12 protein-coding genes and 1 tRNA gene are annotated in these 12582 nt (G+C 42.6%); 2 read left to right on the forward strand and 11 right to left on the reverse strand.

Annotated elements, in window-relative coordinates; all coding sequences use genetic code 11:
• Positions 1-257 precede the first annotated feature (257 nt).
• The 8 genes from eno to rpoN form a co-directional block, all read right to left on the reverse strand.
• Positions 258-1550 carry a phosphopyruvate hydratase gene (gene eno / locus ABEQ24_RS18630; protein WP_430008200.1) on the reverse strand — a complete coding sequence of 431 codons (1293 nt, stop codon included), beginning with the start codon at positions 1548-1550 and terminating at the stop codon, positions 258-260.
• Between the two features lie 25 nt (positions 1551-1575).
• On the reverse strand, positions 1576-3111 hold the full coding sequence (gene gpmI / locus ABEQ24_RS18635) for a 2,3-bisphosphoglycerate-independent phosphoglycerate mutase (protein WP_430008201.1): 1536 nt from the start codon (positions 3109-3111) through the stop codon (positions 1576-1578).
• Complete coding sequence (tpiA, locus tag ABEQ24_RS18640; RefSeq protein WP_430008202.1) at positions 3104-3865, reverse strand: triose-phosphate isomerase; 762 nt, start codon at positions 3863-3865, stop codon at positions 3104-3106. Before tpiA ends, gpmI begins: the two co-directional genes overlap by 8 nt.
• A 114-nt stretch (positions 3866-3979) precedes the next feature.
• Positions 3980-5164: a phosphoglycerate kinase gene (locus ABEQ24_RS18645; protein ID WP_430008203.1), complete on the reverse strand. Its 1185-nt coding sequence runs from the start codon at positions 5162-5164 to the stop codon at positions 3980-3982.
• 134 nt (positions 5165-5298) lie between these two features.
• Positions 5299-6306: a type I glyceraldehyde-3-phosphate dehydrogenase gene (gene gap, locus ABEQ24_RS18650; RefSeq protein ID WP_430008204.1), complete on the reverse strand. Its 1008-nt coding sequence runs from the start codon at positions 6304-6306 to the stop codon at positions 5299-5301.
• A 50-nt stretch (positions 6307-6356) separates the two neighbouring features.
• Entirely contained in the window at positions 6357-7385 is a 1029-nt protein-coding gene (locus ABEQ24_RS18655; RefSeq protein ID WP_430008205.1) for a sugar-binding transcriptional regulator, read from the reverse strand.
• Positions 7386-7516: 131 nt separating this feature from the next.
• Positions 7517-7774 (reverse strand): glutaredoxin family protein, encoded by a 258-nt coding sequence (locus ABEQ24_RS18660; protein WP_430008206.1) that lies wholly within the window; start codon positions 7772-7774, stop codon positions 7517-7519.
• Positions 7775-7788: 14 nt separating this feature from the next.
• Positions 7789-9108, reverse strand: a complete 1320-nt coding sequence (gene rpoN, locus ABEQ24_RS18665) for an RNA polymerase factor sigma-54 (RefSeq protein ID WP_430008207.1) — start codon at positions 9106-9108, stop codon at positions 7789-7791.
• Positions 9109-9186: 78 nt separating this feature from the next.
• Here rpoN and yvfG point away from each other — a divergent pair, with 78 nt between their 5' ends.
• A complete protein-coding gene (gene yvfG / locus ABEQ24_RS18670; RefSeq protein ID WP_430008208.1) occupies positions 9187-9405 on the forward strand; it encodes a protein YvfG in 219 nt (72 codons plus the stop codon).
• Positions 9406-9646: 241 nt separating this feature from the next.
• Here yvfG and ABEQ24_RS18675 read toward each other — a convergent pair.
• Positions 9647-9722, reverse strand: a tRNA-Arg gene (locus ABEQ24_RS18675).
• Between the two features lie 524 nt (positions 9723-10246).
• On the opposite strand from ABEQ24_RS18675, the gene clpP reads away from it, so the two are divergent.
• Positions 10247-10846 carry an ATP-dependent Clp endopeptidase proteolytic subunit ClpP gene (gene clpP / locus ABEQ24_RS18680; RefSeq protein WP_430008209.1) on the forward strand — a complete coding sequence of 200 codons (600 nt, stop codon included), beginning with the start codon at positions 10247-10249 and terminating at the stop codon, positions 10844-10846.
• Between the two features lie 394 nt (positions 10847-11240).
• On the opposite strand, the gene ABEQ24_RS18685 is transcribed toward clpP, so the two are convergent.
• On the reverse strand, positions 11241-11498 hold the full coding sequence (locus tag ABEQ24_RS18685; RefSeq protein ID WP_430008210.1) for an HPr family phosphocarrier protein: 258 nt from the start codon (positions 11496-11498) through the stop codon (positions 11241-11243).
• Positions 11499-11523: 25 nt separating this feature from the next.
• Positions 11524-12474, reverse strand: a complete 951-nt coding sequence (gene whiA / locus ABEQ24_RS18690) for a DNA-binding protein WhiA (protein WP_309193010.1) — start codon at positions 12472-12474, stop codon at positions 11524-11526.
• Positions 12475-12582: the final 108 nt, after the last annotated feature.

The following is a 12582-nucleotide window of genomic DNA, read 5'->3' on the forward strand; positions in this document are numbered from 1 at the left end:
TCTTCACTTTGTGCTGTTATCCCTGGTTTACCACACTTCAAGCTGAGCGAAATCTTTAGTTCGTGCTGTTAACCCCGGTTTAGCTCTCTTCTGGCGGAGCGCCATTTTCACTTCGTGCTGTTAACCCCGGTCTAGCACACTTTCTGCAGACATTTGGTACTGTAAACTAACTAGCCATCAACAATGCGTTACACCACCCATACCAACACAAAAAAACCGCCCAAGATCAAAATCCCGGGCGGTTTCCTATTCATTCATTATTTTTTAATGTTGTAGAAAGTGTGGATTCCATCGTAGCGAGCTGTGTCACCAAGCTGATCTTCGATGCGAAGAAGCTGGTTGTATTTTGCAACACGGTCTGTACGTGATGGAGCACCTGTTTTGATTTGGCCAGCGTTTGTTGCTACAGCGATGTCAGCAATTGTGCTGTCTTCTGTTTCACCAGAACGGTGAGAGATTACAGCTGTGTAGCCAGCACGTTTAGCCATTTCGATCGCATCAAATGTTTCAGTTAATGTACCGATTTGGTTTACTTTGATAAGGATTGAGTTGCTGATTCTTTTTTCAATCCCTTCAGCAAGCTTCTTAGTGTTTGTTACGAATAGATCGTCACCAACTAATTGAACTTTGTCGCCAAGGCGCTCAGTTAATAGTTTGTGGCCTTCCCAGTCGTTTTCATCCAAACCGTCTTCGATTGAGATGATTGGGTATTTAGAAACTAGATCTTCGTAGAAGTCTACCATTTCAGCAGATGTTTTTACAACACCTTCGCCAGATAAGTGGTATTTGCCGTCTTCTTTGTTGAAGATTTCAGAAGCTGCAACGTCCATAGCAAGTTTTACTTGCTCGCCTGGTTTGTAGCCGGCTTTTTCGATTGCTTCGATGATTGTTTGAAGAGCTTCTTCGTTAGATCCAAGGTTTGGAGCGAATCCGCCTTCGTCACCTACAGCTGTGTTAAGGCCTTTGCCTTGAAGAACTGATTTCAGGCTGTGGAAAATTTCAGCACCCATGCGAAGTGCTTCGTGGAAATCTTCTGCTCCAACCGGCATAACCATGAATTCTTGAATGTCAACGTTGTTATCAGCATGCTCTCCGCCGTTGATGATGTTCATCATTGGCACTGGCAATGTTTTAGCGTTGAATCCGCCAAGATATTGGTAAAGTGGAAGACCAAGGAATTCAGCTGCTGCACGAGCTGCTGCCATAGATACGCCAAGGATTGCGTTCGCACCTAATTTACCTTTATTTTCCATGCCGTCAAGTTCGATTAAAAGGTGATCGATTGCAACTTGCTCAGTTACGTCGAAACCTAATAATTCAGGAGCGATTACTTCGTTTACGTTTTTAACAGCGTTAAGAACGCCTTTTCCAAGGTAGCGTGATTTGTCGCCGTCACGAAGTTCTACTGCTTCATATTCACCAGTAGATGCGCCAGATGGAACCAATGCACGGCCCATTGCACCTGTTTCTGTGTGTACTTCTACTTCAACTGTCGGGTTACCGCGTGAGTCTAATACTTCGCGAGCAAATACATCAACAATGTATGGCATAATTTATTTCTCTCCTTTTAAATGGTTATTTTTTGATTAATGATTTACCTGTCATTTCTTTCGGAAGGTCTACTCCAAGCAAGTCGAGCACGGTTGGCGCTAAGTCGCCAAGAATTCCATCTTCTCTTAAGCCTGCAACTTCCTTTGTTACGATTACAGGAACCGGATTTGTAGTATGTGCTGTCATTGGTGTACCTTCTAGAGTTGTCACTTCGTCAGCATTACCGTGATCCGCTGTAATAATAGCTGTTCCGCCTTTTGCAAGAATCGCATCTACGATTTTGCCAAGACATTCATCAACTGTTTCAATCGCTTTAATCGTTGGTTCAAGCAAGCCTGAATGTCCAACCATATCCGGGTTGGCGAAATTCAGAATGATCGCGTTATGCTTGTCAGCTTCGATTTCGCCAAGCAACGCGTCCGTTACTTCGTAGGCACTCATCTCAGGCTTCAAGTCATAGGTTGCGACTTTTGGTGAATCAATCAGGATGCGTTCTTCACCAGGGAATGCTGCTTCACGTCCGCCGCTCATGAAAAATGTTACATGAGGGTATTTTTCCGTCTCAGCAATCCGAAGCTGGGTTAACCCGTTTTGCGAAAGAACTTCACCAAGTGTGTTATCTAAGTTTGTTGCTTTAAATGCAACATACCCGTCAACCGTTTCACTAAAATGAGTCAAACAGACAAAATGCAGGTTTTTCGGATGCATTGGTCCACGGTCAAATGAACGGAAGTCTTCATTTGTAAATGTGTTCGAAATCTGAATTGCGCGATCCGGGCGGAAATTGTAGAAAATAACCGCATCGTTATCGCTGATTGTTGCAACAGGAGAGCCGTCTTCTTTTGTCATAACAGAAGGAAGAACGAACTCGTCGTGGATTCCATTTTTATATGAATCCTCCACTAAGTCAAGCGGATTTGTATAAGTTGGGCCCTCGCCGTATACCATTGCGCGGTACGCTTTCTCTACACGATCCCAGCGCTTGTCGCGGTCCATCGAGTAATAGCGGCCTGAGAGGGTTGCTATTGCACCAACACCATACTCTTCAATTTTTTCGTTCAATTGCTTAATATATCCTTCTGCTGTTTGCGGACCAACATCACGCCCGTCAAGGAAGCCATGGATATAAACATTTTTGACGCCTTCTTCTTTTGCCAGTCTGAGCAAAGCAAAAAGGTGATCAATATGGCTATGAACGCCTCCATCAGAAAGTAATCCAAAAACATGAAGGTTTGTGCCGTTTTCTTTCACGTGATTCATTGCTGAAAGGAAGGTTTCATTTTTCTCAAATTGGCCTTCACGGATGGCTACGTTCACGCGCGTCAAGCTTTGATAAACGATGCGGCCGGCACCGATATTTAAATGCCCGACCTCTGAATTCCCCATTTGTCCTTCTGGCAGGCCGACTGCTTCGCCGCTTGCCGTTAAAGTAGCGTGAGGATACTGATTCCAGTATCGGTCAAAGTTTGGTTTTTTTGCGTGAACAACCGCATTACCCTTCTCTTCGCTGCGAAGTGCAAACCCGTCAAGGATAATTAAGGCTACCGGTTTCTTACTCATGTTTCCCTTCCTCCAAAAGCTGTAAGAAAGATTGAGGCAGAAGACTTGCTCCGCCGACTAAAGCGCCGTCGATGTCAGACTCAGCCATGTATTCTTTGATGTTTTCAGGCTTTACGCTGCCGCCGTATTGAATGCGGACTGCTTCAGCCACTTCATTTGAAAATTGCTCTGCTACAACTGAACGGATGTGTGAACAAACGTCATTTGCATCTTTTGCAGAAGAAGATTTGCCAGTGCCGATTGCCCAGATTGGCTCATATGCGATGACAACTTCTTTTAATTGCTCGTCTGTTAATCCAGCAAGTGCTTTTGTTACTTGATCTCCAACAAGATCGTTTGTTTTGCCTGCTTCACGCTCTTCAAGCGTTTCGCCGCAGCATACGATCGGCACTAGACCATGTTTGAAAGCAGCAGCCGTCTTTTTGTTAACTGTTTCATCTGTTTCAGCAAACATTTCACGACGCTCAGAGTGACCGAGGATCACGTAGCTTACGCCTAAGTCTTTAAGTGCAACAGGACTTGTTTCGCCTGTAAATGCACCATTTTCTTCGAAATGCATGTTTTGGGCGCCGATTTTGACATCTGTTCCTTTAGAAGCCTCAACAAGGCGGTCTAAAAAGAGTGCAGGTGCACAAACTACAGCATCAACTTTGTCAGCGGAAGGAACTAATCCTTTTACTTCTTCGATGAATGCTGCTGCTTCGCCCATTACTTTGTTCATTTTCCAGTTACCAGCGATAATTGGCTTTCTCATCACGCACACCGTCCTTAACACACAAGAATTTATTTAGGCTCTTTTACAATCAGGGCTGCATGCAATGGAAAAAACCATCAGATTGGTGCACACAAACTCTATTTGTTAAAGAACTTATTTATCGTTTAAAGCGACAACTCCTGGAAGCTCTTTGCCTTCCATAAATTCAAGAGATGCTCCGCCGCCTGTTGAAATGTGATCCATTTTGTCTGCCATGTTGAATTTCTCAACTGCAGCCGCAGAATCTCCGCCGCCGATGACTGTGTATGTATCTTTTGCTTCTGAAAGTGCCACAGCCACAGACTTTGTACCCTCAGCAAATGCATCTAATTCAAATACGCCAAGCGGTCCGTTCCAGATCACAAGCTTTGAATTCTTAATAACATCTGCATAGATTTCACGGGATTTCGGTCCTGCATCTAAGCCTTCCCAATCACTTGGAATGCTGTCGATCGGCACAACTTTAATGTTTGCATCATTTGAAAAATCATCCGCGACAACGACGTCAACAGGCATGTAGAAATTAACGCCATTTTTCTTCGCTTTATCCATGAACGATTTAGCAAGCTCAACTTTATCTTCTTCAAGAAGCGATTTTCCAACCTCGTGGCCTAAAGCTTTAATGAATGTGTAAGCAAGTCCGCCGCCGATGATTATGTTGTCTACTTTATCTAAGAGGTGATCGATGACACCAATTTTGTCTTTTACTTTAGCTCCGCCGATTATTGCTGTGAACGGACGCTCCGGGTTTGATAATGCTTTGCCCAATACTTCTAATTCTTTTTCCAAAAGGAATCCTGCTACAGCCGGAATGTGGTCTGCAATGCCTGCAGTTGAAGCATGTGCACGGTGTGCTGCTCCGAATGCGTCATTTACATAGACATCAGCAAGCTCAGCGAATGCTTTTGCAAGCTCAGGATCATTTTTCTCTTCTCCAGGGTAGAAACGGACGTTTTCTAATAGAAGTACGTCGCCTTCCTGCAACTTAGAGATTTCAGCTTTCACAGAGTCGCCGTAAGCTTCGTCTGTTTTCCCTACATTTTTGCCAAGTAATTCTTGAAGACGCTCTGCAACTGCGTTTAAACGAAGCTCCTCAACAACTTGTCCTTTTGGACGGCCTAAGTGGCTTGCTAATAGAACCTTTGCACCTTGCTCTGTTAAGTACTGGATGGTGGGTATTGCTGCACGAATGCGCGTGTCATCTGTTACTTGGCCATCTTTCATCGGCACATTGAAGTCTACACGGCAGAAGACAACTTTCCCTTTTACTTCGATGTCTTTTACTGACTTTTTGTTCATCTTCAGGAATTCCTCCTTTAATTGGAATGGTATGGCATACAAAGCAAAAGGGAGGGGGCCTGTATTCCCCTTCCCCTTTACTCTCATTATAACCTTAGTTTTGGTTGTAATCCAAGTCTCGGGAGACTTATGGATTAAAGACCTTTAGAAGCGATGTAATCAACAAGGTCTACTACACGGTTAGAGTAGCCAGACTCATTGTCATACCAAGAGATTACTTTTACCATGCTGTCTTCCATTACCATTGTTGATAAAGCATCAATAGTTGAAGAAGCTGGGTCGCCATTGTAGTCTCCAGAAACTAATGGCTCTTCGCTGTAGTTAAGAATTCCTTTTAATGCGCCTTCAGAAGCTTCTTTGAATGCTGCATTTACTTCTTCAGCTGTTACGTTAGCGTCAAGCTCAGCAACTAAGTCTACTAAAGAAACGTTTGGAGTTGGAACACGCATAGCTCCGCCGTTCAATTTGCCTTTAAGTTCAGGCAATACTAGAGAAACTGCTTTAGCTGCTCCAGTTGAAGTAGGGATGATGTTTTCAGCTGCTGCACGAGCACGACGGTAGTCTTTGTGCGGCAAGTCAAGAATTTGCTGATCGTTTGTGTATGAGTGAACAGTTGTCATCATACCGCGTTTGATGCCGAATTTGTCGTTTAGAACTTTAGCGAATGGCGCTAAGCAGTTAGTAGTACATGATGCATTAGAAATAACATCGTGGCTTGCAGCGTCATATTTGTCATGGTTAACACCCATAACGATTGTGATGTCTTCATCTGTTGCAGGAGCAGAGATGATAACTTTTTTAGCGCCAGCTTCTAAGTGCTTAGCAGCATCTGCACGTTTTGTGAAGAAACCAGTTGATTCAACAACAACTTCTACTCCGCGCTCGCCCCAAGATAATTTCGCAGGATCGCGCTCTGCTGATACTTGGATTGTTTTGCCGTCAACAACAAGGTTGTTTCCGTCTACTTTCACGTCAGCATCTAATCTGCCATGAATTGAGTCATATTTTAAAAGGTGAGCAAGCATGTTAGCGTCTGTTAAGTCGTTAACCGCTACAACGTCCACGTTAGGATTTTTAAGTGCTGCACGGAATACGTTACGTCCGATACGTCCAAAACCGTTAATACCAATTTTTACTGCCATGTTGAAATTTCCTCCTTTAAATAAGTGAGAGATTTTTTAAAACTATATAATTAGGGATTAAGCTCCCTTATTAACTCTTTCGCGGCGCCTTCATCCGTAATTAGAATGGAGCCCGCAGCCTGCTTCAGGTAAGCCCGGATTGCCTTGGCCTTTGAAGCTCCGCCAGCTACTGCGATGACGTTTTGAATCTTGTCAAGATCGTTCAGCTGCATGCCTACTGTCTGCACTTTATGGACAACTGCGCCTTCCTGGTTGAAATAATACCCGAACGCTTCTGCAACTGCCTGACCCTGCTCTATTTTTATGTAATCATCAGGCTTCGTTTTGCGGCGTTCCGCCATTGTCTTAGCGTCTCCTATTCCATGAACAACCATACTTGAAGATTTGATGAGCATGAGCAGCTCTTTAATCGACGGTTCCTCAACAATAGAGAGATAGGCTTCCTTGCTTAACTGATCTGGAACGTGAAGCAGACGGTAGTTTCCCATCGCTCTCTCAGCCATCTTTGCACAGATTGTATTGGCCTGGTTTTCAACATTCTCCCCAAGCCCGCCTCTGGCAGGTACATACAGCTGTTCGCGATTTTTACTGTCCGGCGTCATCATTTCAGCTACAGCGGCAATGGTTGTGCCGCCAGTGACAGCGACGATATTTTCCCCTGTAAGCCGCTCTTTTATGCATGCGGCACAGGCTCTGCCCATTTCTTTCTTTACCCATGAGAACTGATCGCTGTCTCCGGATACGACGATAACGTTTTTAAGATTTAAACGTTCCATTAATGTATTTTCCAAAAACGTTAAACCTAAAACATCTTTCATCGTTTCTTCGAGAATTCTTAACAGAGATGATCCTTCCTTCGTTAATGTCATGCCAGAGGAAAAAATATCGATCAGGTTCTGATCTTTCAAAAACTGTACTTCCCCTCTTAAAACCCGTTCACTGATCCCAAGACTAGATGAAAGACTTCGACGTCCGATTGGCTGCATTAGTCGTATATACTGAAGGATCTGATAACGTTTTTGCATAACTTGAAGCAGATCAGGCAATAATTTTTTTTGGACTTCTATAATTGACCTCATGTACAAATTCCCTTTCAAATAGAAAAGCGGATCCTACGGGACGAAAAACGTCCCTCTATGACGTAATATGTCCCACTATCCCTAAAAAAAATCATCCCTGCTATATTTTCATTTTAGCAGGGTGAAAATGCTTATTCAACTATTGTTTCTTGCTTTTTATCAAGTAACCGCTTTCTTATAAAATCTTTTTTAATTTTACCGTATCCAAGCACCATTCCCTCATATTCAACGACAGGAATCATGAGCTGATACTGTTCAAGCAGAGCATCGTCGCTGTAAATATCAACGACCTCGATTTCTAAATCCATGCTCTCCTTCAGCTTTTCAAGTTCTTCAAGAGCTTCCACACAAAGTGGACAGCTGGTTCTCGAATATATTTTTATAAGCATCCTATATACACATCCTAATATCGTTTTCTTGCAGAAGACGAGGCAATGCCTAATTGATCCCTGTATTTAGCCACCGTTCTTCTTGAAACCTCGATTTGATGATCATCAGCAAGCCTGGATACAATTTTCTGGTCAGACAGCGGCGCAAGCTTATCTTCTTGTTCGATCATCTGTTCAATGATTGTTTTTACAGTCGAAGAAGTAACCTCCTGCGATGATTGCTCTAATCCATTCGAGAAAAAAAACTTCAGCTCATATAGTCCATGTGGAGTCTGAACATACTTTTCTCTGACTGTCCGGCTTACAGTAGATTCATGAACTTCGATTACATCTGCGACAGCCTTTAATGTCAGCGGTTTCATGAATAATTCGCCTTTTTCGAAAAAGTCCGTCTGTCTCCGGACAATTTCTTTCATGACTTTCATCATTGTCTCTTTCCGCTGATTGAGCGTTTTTATCAGCCATCTGCATTGATTGAGCTTAGCAGACAGATAATGCTTTACTTCTGTATCTTCTATAGAAGAAAAATTAGATTCATAGGCAGCGTTGACGGCAACTTTGGGAGAAATCTCATCGTTGTACATTACTTGCCATTCCCCGTGAACTTTAGCTACTGTCAGTTCTGGAACAATATAGTTATCATGTACGTGATGATAGGCAAGTCCAGGGCGCGGATGCAGCGTTTTTATGAAATCCTGGACGCTCTGGATTTCTTTTAAATCAAGCTTAGTTAGTTTCGAAAGCTCTTTCCATGATTTTTCCGCGAATAAGTAAAAGTAATCGTTCACGATTAATTCGGCTGTTTTATTTCGTTTGGGCAGCCTTGCAAGCTGAATGGATATGCATTCCTGCAGATTTCTGGCCCCTATTCCAGCAGGGTCAAGCTTTTGCAAGACGGCAAGCTGCTCATTTAATTCTTCGGCACTTAAATTGAATTTATGAGAAAGCACACTTAGATCTGCCTCTATGTAGCCGTTGGGATCAAGGGCCTGGATCAGAATATGAAGAGCGCGCTTTTCTGATGGAGTAAGCTTCATTCCGAGCAGCTGTGCTTCCAAATGCTGCTGAAGTGTTGTCCCATTGCTCGATACGTTTTCAATTATATCGCTGTTCTTTGATGAACTTGTCATATTTGCCCGTGATGAGGTATGATACAATACGCCTGATTCAGGCTTTTCTTTTAATTCAATGAGGGGATTTTCAAGGGTAAGATCCTCTAAATAGGAGGCAAGCTCCATAGAAGAATATTGAAGGAGAGTAATCGCTTGCTTTAATTCTTGAGTCATATTGAGTTTTAAAGATTGCTCTTGAAATAAACCGACTTTCATATCCATAGTTCGTTCCCCCTGCTTCTCATTTTACACGAAAACGGTCCATCTTTGTATGGAAAGAACTTCAAAGGAGAGATATCAATGAGTGAGTTATTTTCAGTGCCCTACTTTGAGCAAAATTTTAAAGAGCACATTAAACAAAATGAAGGCCTTGTTCCGAAGCTTGATGCCATGAACCGCTATTATCGTTCAGTTGTATCCGCACTGGTCCAGGATCAGCTTACAAAAAACTCAGTGGTTTTAAAACGGATTCAGAATTTGGACGAAGCTTACAATACGATTAAGTCTTTAAATAATTGAAAAATTTACCTGTTCACAAACTGCAATCCATGCCTTACAATAGGAATTGTTGAGTCGTCAAGCACGGCAATATACACTTCTTGTCCAGTGCGGCTTACTGGACTCTTACATATTATTTCTAATTCCATTCAAACATGCCCCGCCAGGTTAATCTGGCGGGGCTTTTTTTCTTTTTTAATTATATTCCGCAACAAAAAAAGAAAGAGCTGGTTGACAATCAACCAGCTCTTTCTTATAGTGACGCGCTCGAGAGGATTCGAACCTCCGACAGACGTGGTACCGGAAACCACCGCTCTATCCAACTGAGCTACGAGCGCATATAAAAGTTTATTAGTCAGTAGCGCTATTATACGATAAAACCAGTTCATGTATCAAGCGGTATTTTTGCACCTGAGTAAATTAATGAAGAAAACCGGGTAATATATTTTTCTTGCACTAAAAACGGCAGGCAGTTGAACAGAAATATAAAGGATTTTTCAAAGCGTCTGCCGAATACATTTGTAACAAAAGTTCCGATGGAAGTATGAACTATGAACCTTGCACGAGAAGGACGCTAGCAGCTCTCCTCCCGTTTGAAAAAAAGAAAAATTGGGTAACATGGTTACAGTCGGCAAAAGGGACATATACATAGAAAAGCGGAATCGCCCGTTCTGGCCGAGGAGCTGTGCGATGGAACTGGACACCGTGTAAAGCGAAATTTCCTGTTCAGCTCCGATAGACAAATCCGTCAGTTAAGTGCAAGAAAAAGCATCAAAGAACAGCGTTTCGTTTGACCTTTATTGACCATAGTTGTATGATGAGAGTACATAAAATTTACCTTTATTTAAAAGGAGGAAATACGATGAATTTAATCCCTACAGTTATTGAACAAACGAACCGCGGTGAACGTGCATATGACATTTACTCACGTCTTTTAAAAGACCGCATTATCATGCTTGGAAGCGGAATTGACGATAACGTGGCAAACTCAATTGTATCACAGCTTTTGTTCTTGGAAGCTGAAGATCCGGAGAAAGACATCTCTATCTACATTAACAGCCCTGGCGGCTCAATTACAGCCGGTATGGCGATTTATGATACAATGCAGTTCATTAAACCGCAAGTATCAACAATCTGCATCGGTATGGCCGCTTCAATGGGAGCATTCCTTCTTGCAGCAGGAGCTAAAGGCAAACGCTATGCTCTTCCAAACAGTGAAGTTATGATCCATCAGCCTCTTGGCGGAGCTCAAGGTCAGGCAACTGAAATTGAGATCGCTGCAAAACGCATCTTGTTCTTGCGTGATAAACTGAATCAAATTCTTGCTGACCGCACTGGCCAGCCAATCGAAGTGATCGCGCGCGATACAGACCGCGACAACTTCATGACGGCAGAACGTGCGCTTGAGTACGGCTTGATTGATAAAGTGATGACTCGCAATACCTTGCCTGATAATAAATAAGCAGATACAGCAGAACGGCCTTAGGCCGTTCTGTTTTTTTGTTTTGGGGCATTTCTGCCTTTCATAAATGATTTCACTTGCTAAATCGCGGCTTATTTTTGTCCGATATTTGCCGGTATAGACTGATTTACTTTCTAAATCGTGAATTTTACTTTCCAGAATCTCCTTTTACTAGCGAAAACCCGTAAAATACTTACCAAAGTCAGTGAAATACTTTCATTTTTCCAAAAATATCCTATTTGCATAAAATATGCACAAGCGCCCGTTTAGACCCGCCAGAAAAAGCTCTTTTTTCCGATCCGTTATGGCCGAGGAGCTTGCCGATTCCACCCGCCATCGAAGCGCAAAATTTCAGATTATCTTATCTCTCAAAAAAAAACGGCCAAAGGCCGTTTTATGCTTCTTGCTTCACATATTGAGATAGAACTTCTAAAGCTTCTGATTCGTCATGGCCTTCTGCAATAAGAGTAACCACTGAGCCCGTGCTGATTGCAAGGCTCATTAACCCCATGATGCTCTTTGCATTCACCTTTTTCCCGTCTTTCTCTAAAAAGATGTCTGATGAATAGCGATTAGCCTCTTGTACAAATAGTGCTGCTGGACGGGCTTGCAAGCCTGTCTTCAAACGAACTTCGACCTGTTTCTGAGCCATTTGGATCCCCTCTTCTTTCCCCTTATTATTTGATCGTTACCGGCTGGCCATTTCTTAGTTGTTCTGCAATTTCATCAAGCTTTCTCAGGCGGTGATTGATGCCTGACTTGCTGATTTTGCCGCTTGAAACCATTTCACCCAATTCTTTAAGCGTTACATCCTGATACTCTACCCGAAGACGTGCAATTTCGCTTAATTTGTCGGGCAGTGCTTCAAGACCCATTTTTTCATCGATGAATTTAATATTCTCGACTTGGCGTATGGCTGCTCCAATTGTTTTATTTAAGTTAGCGGTTTCACAATTGACGAGGCGGTTGACGGAGTTTCTCATATCGCGGACAATCCGCACATCTTCAAAGCGGAGAAGTGCCTGGTGTCCCCCGATGATGCTGAGAAAATCAGATATTTTTTCTGCTTCCTTCAAATAGGTAATGTATCCTTTTTTCCGTTCGAGCGTTTTGCTGTTCAAATGGAAGGAATTCATTAATTCGCACAGAGAGTCATTGTGCTCTTTATATAATGAAAAAATCTCTAAATGATAGGAGGAAGTCTCCGGATTATTAACCGATCCTCCTGCCAAAAAGGCACCTCTTATATAGGATCGCTTGCAGCATTTCTTTTTAACAAGCTCTTCGGAAATACTTCTTTCAAACGTAAAGTTCTCTCCGAGTATTCCAAGGTCCTCTAATATTTCACGAGCTTTTTCTATCAGCCGAACGATATAGACGTTATTCTTTTTCAAACGCATTTTCTTCCGCACAAGCAGCTCGACAGAAACGTCATACTGCTTTTTTAAGAGAGTATATATTCTTCTAGCTATTGCTGCATTTTCGGTTTGAATGTCCAGGATTAATTTTCGATTCGAAAAAGAAAGAGAGCCGTTCATTCGGATGAGTGCAGATAACTCTGCTTTTAAACAACAGGCTTTAGATTCTATGTTGGTTAATTCTTTTTTTGTTTCAGAAGCAAAGGACATCTTTTCTGCACCCTCCAATCCTTATGAATGCATTCGTTTGCACTCTTTATTTTTTTGGCTTTTTAGCATAAATTGCTGCTGGACTTCAGGCTGAATGGCAGTAATTCC

It is taken from the genome of Metabacillus idriensis (genome assembly GCF_050483325.1).
Taxonomy (GTDB): domain Bacteria; phylum Bacillota; class Bacilli; order Bacillales; family Bacillaceae; genus Bacillus_P; species Bacillus_P idriensis_A.